Source organism: Candidatus Acidiferrales bacterium, from assembly GCA_035934015.1.
Taxonomy (GTDB): domain Bacteria; phylum Acidobacteriota; class Terriglobia; order Acidiferrales; family UBA7541; genus DAHUXN01.
The window spans coordinates 389,020-403,023 of sequence record DASYYH010000016.1 but is presented as its reverse complement, the minus strand read 5'-3'; the positions used below and the strand labels follow the sequence as shown (position 1 = coordinate 403,023).

The following is a 14,004-nucleotide window of genomic DNA, read 5'->3' as shown; positions in this document are numbered from 1 at the left end:
CGGCGTGACGTTCGGCGGACGCGAACAGCTTTCGAGAAGCGGACAGTTTGAGCGAAAGAATTCGAAAATGGGTCGGCAAACAATTTTAATCGACGCGGACGACACGCTCTGGGAGAACAACATCTTCTTCGAGCAAACGATCGGCCGTTTTCTTTCTGGCCTGGCTCATTTGGGTTTTAGCGCCGAATATTGCCGGCGCATTCTCAACGAGACCGAGCGCCGCAATATTTTGCAGCATGGGTATGGCGTGAAGAGTTTTCGCCGTTCACTGGAAGACACGTATTTCAAACTCGCCGGCGGCATGGCGCGCAGGGAATTCGTCCAGGAAATCGAAAAAATGGCCGCCGAGCTTGAACGCACGCCCCCGCAAATCCTCGATGGTGTTCCGGAGACGCTTGCTTATCTGAGTGGGCGTCATCGCCTTATTCTTTTGACGAAGGGCGAAGCGGCGGAGCAAGCGGCAAAAGTCGAACGCTCGGGGCTAGCACGGTACTTTGATGCTGTTGAAATCGTCTCGGAAAAGGATCATGCGACGTATGAGCAAGTGGTGCATCAATTCAAGATCGTGAAATCGAATGGCTGGATGGTGGGCAATAGCCCGCGCAGCGATATCAATCCCGCGCTGCGCGCAGGGCTGAACGCCGTTTTCATTCCGCACCATGCCACCTGGGTGCTTGAGCATTCGGAATTAGAGAGCGGGGCTGGCAAACTGATTCTGGTCGCGAGTTTCCGAGAATTGCGAGGACATTTTTAGAAGCATTGAGCGCGGCGACGCTTCGGGAGACCAATTGGACTATCGCTCGGAATTTGCTGAGTTTGATGGAGTGACGTACCTGAACTGCGCGGGACAAGGGCCTTTGCCTCTCGTTTCCGCGCGCGCGGCACAGCTTTCGCTGGAATGGAAGAAGCTGCCACACCGCATACCGGATGGTGCGTATTTCGATTTGCCGGATCGCGTGCGGAATTTGCTGGCAAAACTGCTCGGCGGCGAACCGGAAGAGTTCGCAATTACGACAGGGGCCAGCAACGGCATGGCGGCAGTCGCGGCAAACTTCGACTGGAAGCCAGATGATGAAGTGCTGATCGGACAGGGTGAGTTCCCGGCGCATTTTTCGACTTTTATGCCGCTTGAGCACGCCAGACGCGCTCGCGTCCGAGTGATTGCTCCGCGCGAGCGTTTTCTCGGCGCCGCGGACTATATCGAACAGTTCACCCCGCGAACGCGCATGGTGTCCGTAAGCCTGGTGCGCTTTGACAATGGTTCGCGAATTGATGTCGCGCCGCTCGCCGAAGCTTGCCGGAAAGCGGGAGTGGCACTGCTGCTTGACTTGAGCCAATGTGCTTGCGCGATTCCGTTGAATTTACCCGAGTTGGGCGCGGATTTTGCAGTCAGCTCTGGCTACAAGTGGCTGCTCAGCCCCTATGGAACCGGTTTTTTTTGGGCGCGCCGTGAAGCGATGAAAAAACTCCAGCCGGCGCCCTTTTACTGGATGGCCATTGAGGGCGCGCGGAATTTCCATTCGCTTCCGCTCGACAATGTGAAGCCGACAGAAGGAGTGCGACGATGGGATGCGCCAGAGACAGCAAGTTTCACGAACCTGTCTGCGATGCAGGCATCGCTTGAACTCATCGAGAGAATCGGAGCGCAGAAGATCGCGGAACACAACCAGCGCCTGGTGGCACAACTTATCGAGCGCCTGCCGCGCGACACATGCGTTCTGACGAGTCCGAATGCCGAGGAGAGGCGTGGGTCTTACGTTTGTTTGGCTGCGCGGCGGCTGGAACGAACGCGAGATCTCTTCGCAAAATTGCAGGCGGCGCATGTAGTCGTCAGCTTGCGTGAAAATGCGCTGCGCGTTTCACCTCACATTTACAACACCGAACAAGACGTTGCTAGGCTGATTAATATTCTCTCTACGTAAAGATTAGAGAGACGCGGTGGTCGTCAGCACTTACTAGACTGGGGAGAGTTTCGCAATGACGAGGAAGATTCTTCTCGGGATCGTGAAATTTGTGATGGTCGTTGCAATCCTTGCATTCCTTCTTACACCGCGACTCCTCTCACTGCTAGGATTTTCGCTTTGGATCATTTCAGAAGCAGTTGCGTATTCTTGCTTGCGGATATTGACGTATTCGGACGAAAAGGAGATTCGTTTTGGCCAAAAAGATCAGGCCCATATTTTTAGCTTGACTGGAATTCATCCAACCGTCATGTGGTAGAAACTCAAAGCAGAATCACCCTGTTCAACGAGGCGCGAGCGTTCTAATTTTTCTAGCTTTTCTGGCAGCTCCATCTTGCGCGCATGCTCGGCGATAAGAAGTCCGCCGGGCGCGAGGAGATGTGACTCGGAGATGAACTCCAGCACGTGAAGATAATCCGCAGGCTGCGCATAGGGCGGGTCAAGGAATATGAGGTCTGCGAGAATCCTCTGAGCTGCCAGTTGCTTTAGCCCTCGAATGACTTCGAAAGGAAGCACCGCAACCCCTCCGACGATTCGCAGCGATTTCAGATTTTCGCGAATCAATTCCGCTGCACTTGTATTTTTTTCGATGAAAATCACCTGCTCGGCGCCACGACTGATGGCTTCGATACCTACAGCTCCAGTCCCAGCGAAGACATCGACGAAGAGCGAGCCTTCCACGGTTGGCCCCAGGATGTTAAATAGCGTTTCGCGCAAGCGATCGCTCGTGGGCCGCAGCGCTATCCCGCGCGGTGGGTGCAATCTGCGGCTTTTGAATTTGCCGGCAATGACGCGCATTTCTTATCCCACCGATGCCAGCAGAAACCGTTTTTCCCACGAGGGGCCGAGATACTGTTTGAGCCGTTCCAGTTCCGCGGAGCGCGAAGAAGACTCGACCAGAGCGAAAGCCTCGCCACGCGCCAAGTCGAGCAGCTTATGGTCGCGCAGAGGATGAGCGACATGAAAGCCGATGTCGCCATGTTGGCGAGTACCAAAAAACTGCCCGGGACCGCGCAGCTTCAAATCCTGTTCAGCAATCTGGAAGCCGTCGTTCGTGGTAACCATCGTTTCCAGCCGCTGCCGCGCATCATCGACGGCGTTCTTCGGCGCGACAAGAATGCAATAAGATTTCGCTGCGCCGCGTCCGATGCGCCCACGAAGCTGATGCAGTTGTGCGAGGCCAAAGCGATCGGCATGCTCGATCACCATCACTGTAGCGTTGCGCACGTCCACGCCGACCTCCACGACCGTCGTTGCAACGAGAATTTGCAGCTCTCCACGGCGAAACCTGTGCATGACATCATCCTTTTCGTCACTCCGGAGCCGGCCATGAAGCAAGCCGACCTTCCACTTTGAAAATACACCTCGTGAAAGCCGTTCATATTCTGCTGTCGCCGCTTTCAGTTCCTGCTGCGATTCTTCGACAACGGGGTAGATGATGTATGCTTGGCGCCCCGCAGCCACCTCCCGTCCCACGAATTCCCAGACGCCCGCGAGCTGCTCCTGCGGACTCCATCTTGTCGCGATGGGTGTGCGTCCGGGCGGCATTTCATCAATAATCGATAAATCGAGATCTCCGTAGATTGTTAGTGCCAGAGTCCGCGGGATGGGCGTAGCGGTCATTACGAGTGTATGCGGTGCTGCACCCTTATCCGCGAGCCGTTTGCGTTGTAGCACACCAAAGCGATGCTGCTCATCAATGATAGCCAGGCCCAGTTTTGCAAACTGCACAGCGTTTTCAATCAACGCATGCGTACCGACAATAAATTGCGCTTTTCCGGATGTGATGCGTTTCAGCGCTTCAGATTTCTTGCTCGGCTTCATTCCGCTAACAAGCAGCTCAACAGAATAACCTGCTGGTGCGAAGGCGCGGCGTGCAGACAAGAAGTGCTGAACGGCCAAAATTTCTGTCGGTGCCATCAATGCTACTTGATATCCGTTTTCGATCACGATTGTGGCCGCTTCGAGTGCGACGATGGTTTTTCCGCTCCCAACATCTCCTTCGAGGAGCCGGTTCATTGGTCTGGGTTTTTCGAGGTCCGCTGCAATCTCCGAAAGCACGCGCTTCTGCGCACTGGTCGGTTTGAATGGCAATATGCGCTTCAGGGCTTCGCGGACTTGTTCTTCGCGAACGAGCATCGGAAAGCCGGGCTGTCGCTGCTCTCGCTGGCGGCGAATCGCTAATCCAAGTTGATACAGGAAAAACTCTTCGAAGATCATTCGCGCTTGGGCCGGGCTGCGGAATTCATTCAGCGCATTGATGTCCGAATCGTGCGGTGGGAAATGAATTGAGGGAAGAGCTTCGCGGCGGGAAGGGAAGCCGTAGCGGCGCAGCATTTCAGGAGGGAGAGGATCGGGGATCTCATCGGGAAAATCCTGCAGGATGCGATAGATGATGCGGCGCAGCATGCGCGAAGTGATAGGGCCGATGGCTTCGTATATGGGCACAATGCGCCCCACTTCCGTTGAATCTGCGGGACCATCCCCAACGTGGAGGAGCTCGAACTCGGGATTAATCATTTCCATCCGCATGGGCCGGTTGGGATCAACGGTGACTTTGCCATGAAGTACAAGGGTTTGGCCTGGCTTTAGCCTTCCTTCGAGATATGTCCCGTGGAAAAAACGCGCGGTCAGACTGCTGCTCGCATCTTTCACGCGCAGATAAAACATCGCATTGCGGCGGCGCGCGAAGCGAACCAAACTTCCGCTGTCGACTTCTGCCTTGACTGTTGCGATTTGTCCCGGGATGAGCTCGACGATGGGCGTGAAACGAATGCGGTCTTCATAGCGAAACGGCAAATAGGAAAGCAGGTCGCCAACTGTGGTGATACCGCGCTCGGCGAGTATTGCAGTTCGCTGCGGCCCCAAACCCTTCAGATTTGTGACCGCCGTTTTGAGGTCAAAGGTCATTCGTGCGCCGAGGGCAAATTTAGTGCGTTCCTGGATTCTCACATCGCCAGAGTGTATCGGCCTTCTGTATCGCATAATATTTTACTAGGAGCTTCGCCCGTCCTATATTCATTAATTGCAAAGCATATTGCAGGATGATTGCGAACAAAGAAAATGGCGCGATTCCTGGGAACCGAACTGCGGCGATGGCTTGAATACTTGGCGGCGATTGTTATCGGCAACGCTATTTATTTTCTTTCGCTTTTCGCTTATCTCCCTATGGACCTGCGCCATCAGACCTACAAAATTGACTTGGGCACCGGTCTGGATTTCATCATTTGTGTGGTCGTTTACGGCCTGATCCGTTTAGGAGAGCGTATTTCGCGCTAGCGTCGCAGGCCACATTTGTGCTCACCTAAAGCGATAACCGCCGTCCAATTGGGTGTAGGGACGACAAAGTGGCCAAGTCAGCTGACTCGCCAAGAAACGAGTATGACGGCCGGGCCCTACGACAGGCAAGTCGCCCTCGGCTATGGCTATGAATTCGACGGGGATGGTTGTGGCGCTCGAAGGAGCGGCAAGACAGCGAGCGGTGCAAAAAACGGACGAACAGGTCCTGGTCCGTCAGGCTCAAGCCGGCAACCGGCCGGCTTTTGAGGAACTCGTCCGCCGGTACGATCGCGAGGTTCTTCGCCTGGCTTACAGTTTGGTTCGCGGCAACGAAGACGCACGCGACATTTACCAGGAAGTGTTTCTTCGCGCTTACCGGAATCTCAGTCGGTTCCGGTTCGAGTGCAGCTTTTACACTTGGATTTACCGGATTGCGACGAATGTGTGCCTCGACCATTTGCGGCGCAAGACCACGCGGCGGGAAGAGCAAGCGCCCGAAGCCGCAGAGAGCGACGGCACAGCGCCGGATTTCTTCGAGCAGCAAATGGAGCATCGGGCGGCGGCCAATCCGGAGCGCCATCTGCTGGGGCAGGAGCTCGGCCAACATATTGCGGCGGCGCTCAAGGAATTATCGCCGCGCGAGCGCATGGTTTTTGAATTGAAGCATTACGAGGGACTTCGGCTGCGTGTGATTGGCAACATGCTTGGCACGACCGAAGAGACGGTAAAGAATTCGCTGTTCAGGGCGACGCGCAAATTGCGCGCCAGCCTGGGCGGCATGAGATAAGCAAGGAGCGTATTTTATGCAGCAAGACTCTCTTCCAACCTCCGGCGCGCAAGCATGCCCGGAATTTGAAACGCAACTGATACTTTACGCCATTGACGAACTCGAAGGGGCGGAGCGAAATTCCTTTGAGGAGCATCTCGATCACTGCCATCCGTGCATGATGGCGCTGGAAGCGGAGCGGCGTATGCTGGCCGCTTTGACCCCGCACCAACGCCCGGAACCATCGGCTGCATTATTGGCGAGCTGCCGCAATCGTCTCGAAGACACTCTCGACGAAATGGATCATCGCAGCATTTTTGCTCGCTGGGCCGAGGCGATTTTTCCTGCGCACTGGCTGGCGCTGCATCCTGCCGCCAGCGCTGCAGCTCTGATTTTAATTGGATTTTCCGTTGGCATGTATGCGCCGCGCCATTTTCAGGGAGTATCGCCAGCCTCCGGTACGCCACGGGTTGCGACACTGAACTCAATGGGACTGGACAGTCAGGAGCTGCAGAATTCCAACGTTTCCGGCATCAGCTGGGTTCCTGCCGAAGGCAATCTGCCGCCGCGAATCGAGGTACAGATCACGACGCAGAAGCCAATGGTTGTGCAGGGCACAGTGGATGACAAAGAAGTGAAGCAAGTGTTGTTGTATGTTCTGCGCAACGGCCGCCGCTTTGGCCCAGATGTGCGCATCAATGCTGTGGACTTGCTGAAGGCGCGCGCCAGCGATGCCGAAGTCGAGCAGGCGCTTTGCCAGGTCGAGCGCGTTGACAACAATCCAGCCGTACGGCTAAAGGCTCTCGAGGCGCTGACTGATGCGCCGCCGAATCCGGCCTCGATTCAAACCATGCTCGATGCAGTGGTAAAGGATGCGAATATCGGCGTACGCGTTGAAGCCGTCAATTCTTTGCGGACATTGTCTGAGCGTGGCGCGCTGAAGTCGGACCCAGAGGCAATCAAGGTTCTGCGCGACCTTTCGCAAGGCGATTCAAATGTTTATATACGCTTGCAGAGCGCCGCGGCCATACAGCAAGCGACTCCGGGGCAAAACTAAATGAGATCGCGTCAGCACAGAGAATACTTATTCTTTGCAGTCGCGGTGGTTGCTTCAGCGCTGCTGTGTGCGCCTCCTGCGCAGGCGAATGACTCAGGACGTCTCACGGCGGATAAGACGGGTCAATTTTCTACAAGCCTGGGAATGCGCTTGCATCTGATGACCGATGAAGGTGATGTGCATATCACCACGCAAGATTCGCCCAACGTCAACTATCGCATTCACTTGGAGACGGATTCGAGTGACCTGGACGCACAAAGAATTCTCGATGCATTCGCCGTAGCTGCACGCAATACGCCTGACGGCGTGCTTCTGATTGGCCGCTCGCCGCATCTTCACTGGGGGCAACACCTCTGGGTAACCTTCGAAGTTGCCGTTCCCCGAAAGTACGATCTAGATATTTCCACGAATGGCGGCGGTATTCGCATTGGCGATATTGAAGGACAGGTTCTTGCGGCAACGGATGGCGGCGACATTTCCACTGGGCAGATCGGTCCAGCGCGGCTCATCACCGACGGCGGCAGCATCATCGTTAAGAGTGCATCAGGAAACTTGACCGCCCAGACTGGTGGCGGCGACGTCAGTGTGGGATCCGTGAACGGCACTGCCATCTTGCGCACGGGCGGCGGGCACATTCGTGTCGCGTCGATCACCGGCGCGGGAAGACTCGATACCGGCGGCGGAAATATTTATCTCGAGCATGCTGGCTCGGGATTGATTGTAAGCACTGGGGGTGGGGACATCGAGGTTGGCGATGCTTCAGGCGTGATCCACGCGCGGACCGGCGGAGGAGGAATTCGCGTTGTGCACGCGTCGGGGCCGACGGAGCTTGAGACAGGCGCGGGGAATGTTTCGCTGATGCAAATTGAGAGCGCGGTGCGCGCCTCGACAGGTTCTGGTGGCATTACGGCCTGGTTTGGCCCCGATGCAAAGTTGAGCACCCTGTGCAGTCTTGAGGCTGGCGAAGGCGACATCGTCGTCTATCTTCCGAAGGAACTGCCCATCACGATCGACGCTTTGGTTGAGCTCGGTGGCGATCATCGCGTGATTGTCGATCCCGCGTTTCCTTTGCATATGACTTACGGAGAGCCCGATGAAGGCAGCCAGGTGGTGCGCGCGGAAGGGCCATTGAACGGGGGAGGGCCCAGGCTCGTGCTGCGCACGGTATCTGGCAATATTCGACTGATTCTGAATGATGAACAGCGCGAGAAGCAACAGATAGACCTCTTAAATCAGCAAATGGAAAAACTACGCAAACAGCTGGAAATGAATTTGAGTGACCTGAAAAAAGCATTGCCACCGGATCAGCCATGACACGCGAAAGGAAAGGAGAAAGGGGATGAGGAGGTCAGTTGCCTGTAGAGTACTCGCAGACAGTTATTTTCTCTCCGTATTCTTGCTATTTTTCGCTTTCGCCGCTCTGCCAACCTTCGCCTCAACAGAGATTTTTGACCAAACCTATCCCTTGCCCGCTGGCGGAGTGTTCGCGCTGTCGAATACGAACGGTACCGTGCAAGTCGATGGCTGGGACCGCAATCAAGTGGAAGTTCGCGCGATCAAGACCGCGTTACATGATCCGCAGGATTTGCAGCGCGTGCAAATCGATGTAGAAACGGATGGCGACAGCGTAACTGTAGGTACTCGATATCCGCGAGGAAGCGGAGTCGAAGTGACGGTGGAGTATCACATTCGCGTTCCCTACAGAATCCAATTGGCCGCACTCGAAACTGTAAATGGCGATGTGAATGTACGGGGTGTTTCGGGAGCGGGAGTGCTGAATTCGATCAACGGCAGCGTGGAAGTGGTCGATAGCGACGGCCGGTTCAGTGCACGCACGACGAACGGAGATGTGCGGCTGCAATTGAGATCCCTTCCGCAAGGCGATCCGATGGAGCTCTCAACGGTCAACGGCTCGATCGTGCTTTCCGTTCCGATCGATGCCGCGGCAGAAATCGCCGTGGTCAACCGCAATGGTGATTTTCGGTCCGACTTTCCGCTGCGTACTCTCGGGGCATACAGTTCAACAGTGTTTCGAGGTCAGTTGGGGACTGGCGGCGGCGAAATTTCGATGCGCACAGTAAATGGTGGAATTCGGCTTGTGCAAGGAAGGCCCATCGTCTAACACGGTCTGAAAATCTTCTGCGACGGAGAACAATTATGCGCGTTTCAACGTACCTAGGATATATGGCTCTCGGGATATTTGCGGTTGGTCTGGCAGCTGCAAGGGCCCGTTCACAGTCTCGTCCAACGACCCCAGCGGCACAAACGTCTTCGAATAGCGAATCCATCCCGAGTTGTCCGAGCGTTGCTATCGGCACGGAACGATTGCAGCGCGATCTGCAAGACCTCCAGGGAAAACTCAAGATTAAGAGCAAAGACCTCGAAGATATGGTGCAGCATCTTCAGTCGGAGGTGGCGGCAAAAATGGCGGAGAATGGGATGAATCGCGAGGAATTGGAGGCTCTTACCGCCAGACTCGAAGCAAATGAGTCTGGAATCGCGCAACAGGCGCGAACCTCCGCGGAGCAAGCGCAACAACTTTTCGCACTGAATTCCGCTGAAGATACAGGCTGGCTCGGCATCGAAATCGGCGAGGTGTCTGCGGACCAGGCAAAGGAATTCAAACTGCCCGAAGCCACTGGGGTTCTGGTGTCCCAGGTTCTGCCCAACGGTCCCGCGGCAAAAGCTGGTCTGCAGCCGAATGACGTGATTTTGCAGTACGAAGGGACGAAAGTGGAAGGCACGGTCCAGTTTCGGCGCCTAGTGCGCGAAACGCCTCCCGGGCGCGCGGTGGGCGTCACCGTAATGCGTGATGGGCGTGAGGCAAAGTTATCGATTCAAGTGGGAAATCTATCCGATAACGCCGAGACGCGATTGCGTGAGGTTCTTCCACCACGCATGCTCAATTTTCATTTTGAAATGCCTGAAATGTTCCCGGGTATGACTCCTGTCCTCGGCATCGAGGCGGAAGACGTCAACGGGCAGCTTGGCAACTACTTTCGCGTTCCCGGTGATTCCGGGGTGTTAATTCGCTCTGTTACTCCCGGGACTCCAGCAGCCAAAGCAGGTTTGGAAGCCGGAGATGTGATCACGCATGTCGATGACGCACCCGTAAAAACTGTCAGTGATCTCCGCGACCAGCTTCGCAAGAAGCGCGATCAAAAAAATGTATCGCTGAAGATCGTTCGGCAAGGCGCAGAGAAATCAGTGACCGTATCGATCGAACCGCCTACTGTGCGGCCTGCTGCGACTCGCAGTGCTGCGCTTTAGACGCGCTTTTTTCAATTTCTGTGGTTGGACAAAAGGCTCCGTTTTGTGCGGATTTTTTCGGGCAGAACCCTTTCTACTCTCGATCAATCTCCGCATCAGAGCTCGGCACAGTGATCCGATACAGGCGGTCTTTGTCCAGATAAAGAGTCAGATCCAAGTCCGTCGTGTGCACGCGCAGGCGCTGCATGCTTTTTCCGTCCACATCTTCGGGATCTTCGGCTTGCACAACGATTGTACCCGGGGTCATTTCCTGCGGAATAAGTACAGGGAAGGTTTGTTGCCCCTTCTTATTCCAATCGTAGATTCGCGCTAAGATTGCGTATTGGTGATACATATTATCGTCGAGAATGATCACAATCGGAGTCTTAAAGAGAAACTGCTGTGTGAACGGCTTTCCTCCATTCACCACGAGCTGAATCGACGCTGTACCATTTGAAAAATCAATTGAGGAAGTTGCCTTCCTGTCTCCCGTCGTGGTTGTCCACTCGTAATGAATGGGCGAGCCGTCGGGGGTCAACCGAAGCAGGGAGGTGATGTGCGTCGAGGGCCCTTTCGCGGATTTCACTTCGGCCTCGCCGCGGGCCACCCACTCTCCCCCATCGGAAGAGATTTCATATTGCTCTGAACCAACTTGCTTTCCATCCACCATGTCGCGAAATTTTCCCTTTTCGGCACGAAACACTCCGCCGTCGGCAATTAGAGCAAAGTGTTTTTTCACGCCTTCCGCGGCAGGAACCCGCGCCGCGTTGGTGCAAAGTAAGAATCCCGCGGCCAGCAGGCCGCAAACTCGCCGAACAACCCTGGGCGTGCAAATCATGCAGGAACCCCTTCCAGAATGCCGAGTGCGATAATATTCTGCACCACGCGCAAGGGTTCCACGGCACTTTCTACGGAGTACTCCGCCTTTTGGTAAAACTGCAATCGCTGGGTGTAGAGCTCTCGAAAACTGGCTTCGTCGCGAAAAAGAGGCCGGTCGGTAATGTGCGAGCAGCGCCGCAGAAGCTCTTCCACGGGACAATTCAGCCACACTGTCGCGCAACCGGACTGGTGCAGCACTTCGAGATTTTGTGGCTGCACCAGCGTTCCTCCCCCGAGCGAAACAATGGTTGGCCGGCCACTTTCTTTTGCCTCTCCCAGGATGCGCGTTAGTTCTTCGTGCTCAATTTCACGAAAGGTCGGCTCGCCAAGGTTCGTAAAAATGGCGGGAATGGAAAGGTTGGTTCGCTCGACGATACGCTTATCAAGGTCGATGTGGAGCCAGCCGATCTGACGTGCAAGCAGCCGCGCTACAGTGGACTTCCCGCAGCCCATAAAACCAGTCAGGGCAATCAAGCGGCGATTGGGCCGAGTTCCTGTCGAGTGTGCGTTACTTGGTGAGAACTGATTGGTGGAATTGGATGCGTCACTCACGCTTTTGAATATTAATTGTACCATCGAACGACGACAGTTCCAGCTTGGCGCGGCCTTGATTGATACTGCCAAACAGGCTGCGCGAGTAGCGCGGGACGCGTTGATGGGGATGAGAAGGAGGGTTCAGCTTTGCCTCGTTGTTTACGGTACCGTGCAAGGATGTCGCGCTGACGTCAAAAGAATCCCCAGGCGAGAAGCGCACATTGATTTTGCCGCTGTAGTTCTTCAGCCGATAGCTGCCGTTAGGCAGGAAATCACCATCGAGAAGGATATCGCCTGTCGAAGTCTGGGCAAAAATGCTGGAACTGTGATCGTCAATGAGCTTCAAATCTCCACTGATCGAGCGTACCTCGAGACGTCCAGTGCAGCGCATGCACTCAAACATGCCCCCAACGGTTTGAACTACAAAGTAGCCGCCGATGTCTTCCGCATTGATCCCCGCCGCGACGGTCTCCACGTTCATATCGCCGAGGACCTTGGAGACTTCTACGGTTCCTGAATCATTGTGAATCTGAAGTTCGGAATCTTCGGGAACGGTAATGACATAGTTCGCTTGAAGTTCATCCGGGCCGATATCCTCGGCAAGCTGGTGAGTCATGATGTCGATGCGATTTCCAAATTGTTCCGCGTCCACTTCCACCTTGTCACTGTTATGATCGGCCGCCACTACGACTTCCGCTTTGTCCCACGATGAAATGGTCACATGGCCACTGGGATTATGCAGAGTGATTAGCGGGTGAACCTGGACGCTAAATTGTTTGTCCATGTGGTGTGCGTAGGCTGGAGATATGGCTCCGACCAGAAGAAACGCCGCGCAAGTGCTCGCCGCGCGCCACGTCGACGTGAAGTGCGCCTTTGCCATCCAGGAAGTTTCCATTACCGTCCCTCGCTCTCCGCCATCGTGGCCAACAGATCCGCTTTTTGCTGATAGGCAGTGTACAAATAATCGCGAGTCATTTCGTTTTGCGGATCCTCACGAACGCTCTTTTCACACATTGAAATCATCTTGTCAACAATTGCTAGGTTTCGATTCAACACAGTTGTCACGTCATCGGCTCTCGCAGGATTCGAAGTCGTTATCCCGACACTCGGTTGCTCCGAAAGCTCTGTCGCCAAAGGAGCCATTGCTGTCTGAGTGCGATTCAGCCATGCCTCATGGTTTCCAGCAGATCGATTCGTATTGGCTGGGATTCCCAAGAACATAGCGCCAGCAATAATCACCGCCAAATACGCACTCGCGAAGACTGGCCGCAGCACCCCAAACGAACCTAATCCCTCCCACCAATGTGCCTGGCGCTCACGAATTAGGCCTTCTTTTTCCAATTGGAACTTGATGGATCGCCAGAGGTGTGCGGGGGGCTCTTCATCAAGAGCCAGATCCGCGCTGGCATTACGGATCAATTCGAGATCTGCAACCAGGCTGCGGCATCGGCCGCAGGCAGATACATGTGCCACCGCCGCTGGGTGGCGGTTCCCTTCGATCCAATCTTCCGTCAATCCCCAAAACTCTTCACAATTCATAGATGCCATGACATTCAATCCTCGCCCGCCGCATCACGCTTGAAAGCCTGACGCTCTTCCCGGGCCTTATTTCTTTCCGCTTCATGGAGAAGATCTCGGAGACGCATCCGGGCCTTGTGCAATTGAGATTTCGAGTTCCCAATCGAGCAGCCCATGATCTCTGCAATTTCATTGTGCTCATAACCCTGTACATCATGCAGCACAAATACTGCTTTGTAACCCGCCGGCAACTGATCCACCGCGCGTTTCAGATTCACCCGGTCGATCGATCCACTCAGCCCCAGATCCGGTGCGCCAAAATCCCTTCGCGGTCCCCCGCCTTCCTCATCCGGCTGAGTGACTTCTTCGAGCGAAGTTTCGGAGCCGGTTTTCTTCCTCAACCGCATCAATACAACATTAACGGCGAGCCGGTGAAGCCACGTGGAAAACGCCGACTCTCCTCGAAACGTGCTGATTTTGCGGAACAGTTGCAGAAACGCTTCTTGTGTTAAATCCTCGGCCTCTGCCGTGTTTCCGACCATCCGCAAGCATAAAGAGTAAACCCGGCGATTGTGGAGCTGGTAGATCCGCTCGAATGCTGCCGCGTCACCCTGTTGTGCCAGCCGGATCGCATCCGCTTCTGGCAATTCGCCGTTTTCGATTCGCCTCGTTCGGGCCACGATTCCCGTCGCGGCGCACCTGATGTTCCGATGCACCGCCCACTCCAGAAGTTGTCCTTAAGTATTCCAGGGAAGCATCGG

15 protein-coding genes are annotated in these 14,004 nt (G+C 55.1%); 8 read left to right on the top strand and 7 right to left on the bottom strand.

Annotated features, from left to right (window positions below; translation table 11 throughout):
- Nucleotides 1-67 precede the first annotated feature (67 nt).
- Both VGR81_09070 and VGR81_09065 read left to right on the top strand, forming a co-directional pair.
- Entirely contained in the window at nt 68-754 is a 687-nt protein-coding gene (locus tag VGR81_09070) for an HAD family hydrolase (GenBank protein HEV2289090.1), read from the top strand.
- A gap of 34 nt (nt 755-788) precedes the next feature.
- The gene (locus VGR81_09065) at nt 789-1,922 is read left to right on the top strand and encodes an aminotransferase class V-fold PLP-dependent enzyme (GenBank protein ID HEV2289089.1); all 1,134 of its coding nucleotides are present in this window, start codon (nt 789-791) and stop codon (nt 1,920-1,922) included.
- A gap of 276 nt (nt 1,923-2,198) precedes the next feature.
- Here VGR81_09065 and rsmD read toward each other — a convergent pair whose 3' ends face one another.
- Both rsmD and recG read right to left on the bottom strand, forming a co-directional pair.
- A complete protein-coding gene (gene rsmD / locus VGR81_09060) occupies nt 2,199-2,759 on the bottom strand; it encodes a 16S rRNA (guanine(966)-N(2))-methyltransferase RsmD (GenBank protein ID HEV2289088.1) in 561 nt (186 codons plus the stop codon).
- 3 nt (nt 2,760-2,762) lie between these two features.
- Nucleotides 2,763-4,871 (bottom strand): ATP-dependent DNA helicase RecG, encoded by a 2,109-nt coding sequence (gene recG, locus VGR81_09055; GenBank protein ID HEV2289087.1) that lies wholly within the window; start codon nt 4,869-4,871, stop codon nt 2,763-2,765.
- A gap of 153 nt (nt 4,872-5,024) precedes the next feature.
- Here recG and VGR81_09050 point away from each other — a divergent pair, with 153 nt between their 5' ends.
- The 6 genes from VGR81_09050 to VGR81_09025 all read left to right on the top strand — a co-directional run bounded on the left by VGR81_09050 (nt 5,025) and on the right by VGR81_09025 (nt 10,333).
- On the top strand, nt 5,025-5,240 hold the full coding sequence (locus VGR81_09050; protein ID HEV2289086.1) for a hypothetical protein: 216 nt from the start codon (nt 5,025-5,027) through the stop codon (nt 5,238-5,240).
- A 148-nt stretch (nt 5,241-5,388) separates the two neighbouring features.
- The gene (locus tag VGR81_09045) at nt 5,389-6,027 is read left to right on the top strand and encodes a sigma-70 family RNA polymerase sigma factor (protein HEV2289085.1); all 639 of its coding nucleotides are present in this window, start codon (nt 5,389-5,391) and stop codon (nt 6,025-6,027) included.
- A 16-nt stretch (nt 6,028-6,043) separates the two neighbouring features.
- Nucleotides 6,044-7,063: a HEAT repeat domain-containing protein gene (locus tag VGR81_09040; protein ID HEV2289084.1), complete on the top strand. Its 1,020-nt coding sequence runs from the start codon at nt 6,044-6,046 to the stop codon at nt 7,061-7,063.
- Entirely contained in the window at nt 7,064-8,377 is a 1,314-nt protein-coding gene (locus tag VGR81_09035; protein ID HEV2289083.1) for a hypothetical protein, read from the top strand.
- 25 nt (nt 8,378-8,402) lie between these two features.
- Nucleotides 8,403-9,185 carry a DUF4097 family beta strand repeat-containing protein gene (locus tag VGR81_09030; protein HEV2289082.1) on the top strand — a complete coding sequence of 261 codons (783 nt, stop codon included), beginning with the start codon at nt 8,403-8,405 and terminating at the stop codon, nt 9,183-9,185.
- A 203-nt stretch (nt 9,186-9,388) separates the two neighbouring features.
- Nucleotides 9,389-10,333: a PDZ domain-containing protein gene (locus tag VGR81_09025; GenBank protein HEV2289081.1), complete on the top strand. Its 945-nt coding sequence runs from the start codon at nt 9,389-9,391 to the stop codon at nt 10,331-10,333.
- Nucleotides 10,334-10,406: 73 nt separating this feature from the next.
- Here VGR81_09025 and VGR81_09020 read toward each other — a convergent pair whose 3' ends face one another.
- From VGR81_09020 to VGR81_09000, 5 genes are all read right to left on the bottom strand, one after another.
- Nucleotides 10,407-11,051, bottom strand: a complete 645-nt coding sequence (locus VGR81_09020; GenBank protein HEV2289080.1) for a hypothetical protein — start codon at nt 11,049-11,051, stop codon at nt 10,407-10,409.
- Nucleotides 11,052-11,146: 95 nt separating this feature from the next.
- Nucleotides 11,147-11,743, bottom strand: coding sequence for a shikimate kinase (locus VGR81_09015; protein ID HEV2289079.1), 597 nt, complete (start codon nt 11,741-11,743; stop codon nt 11,147-11,149).
- Nucleotides 11,736-12,620, bottom strand: coding sequence for a DUF4097 family beta strand repeat-containing protein (locus VGR81_09010; GenBank protein ID HEV2289078.1), 885 nt, complete (start codon nt 12,618-12,620; stop codon nt 11,736-11,738). The genes VGR81_09015 and VGR81_09010 overlap by 8 nt, the downstream gene beginning before the upstream one ends.
- Nucleotides 12,620-13,282 carry a hypothetical protein gene (locus VGR81_09005; protein ID HEV2289077.1) on the bottom strand — a complete coding sequence of 221 codons (663 nt, stop codon included), beginning with the start codon at nt 13,280-13,282 and terminating at the stop codon, nt 12,620-12,622. The genes VGR81_09010 and VGR81_09005 overlap by 1 nt, the downstream gene beginning before the upstream one ends.
- A complete protein-coding gene (locus tag VGR81_09000; GenBank protein ID HEV2289076.1) occupies nt 13,279-13,923 on the bottom strand; it encodes a sigma-70 family RNA polymerase sigma factor in 645 nt (214 codons plus the stop codon). Before VGR81_09000 ends, VGR81_09005 begins: the two co-directional genes overlap by 4 nt.
- Nucleotides 13,924-14,004 lie beyond the last annotated feature (81 nt).

Coding starts and splice junctions, on each gene's coding strand:
- VGR81_09070 (HEV2289090.1), top strand. CDS start 68: ATGGGTCGGCAAACAATTTTAATCGACGCGGACGACACGCTCTGGGAG.
- rsmD (HEV2289088.1), bottom strand. CDS start 2,759: ATGCGCGTCATTGCCGGCAAATTCAAAAGCCGCAGATTGCACCCACCG.
- recG (HEV2289087.1), bottom strand. CDS start 4,871: ATGACCTTTGACCTCAAAACGGCGGTCACAAATCTGAAGGGTTTGGGG.
- VGR81_09050 (HEV2289086.1), top strand. CDS start 5,025: ATGGCGCGATTCCTGGGAACCGAACTGCGGCGATGGCTTGAATACTTG.
- VGR81_09045 (HEV2289085.1), top strand. CDS start 5,389: ATGAATTCGACGGGGATGGTTGTGGCGCTCGAAGGAGCGGCAAGACAG.
- VGR81_09040 (HEV2289084.1), top strand. CDS start 6,044: ATGCAGCAAGACTCTCTTCCAACCTCCGGCGCGCAAGCATGCCCGGAA.
- VGR81_09035 (HEV2289083.1), top strand. CDS start 7,064: ATGAGATCGCGTCAGCACAGAGAATACTTATTCTTTGCAGTCGCGGTG.
- VGR81_09030 (HEV2289082.1), top strand. CDS start 8,403: ATGAGGAGGTCAGTTGCCTGTAGAGTACTCGCAGACAGTTATTTTCTC.
- VGR81_09010 (HEV2289078.1), bottom strand. CDS start 12,620: ATGGAAACTTCCTGGATGGCAAAGGCGCACTTCACGTCGACGTGGCGC.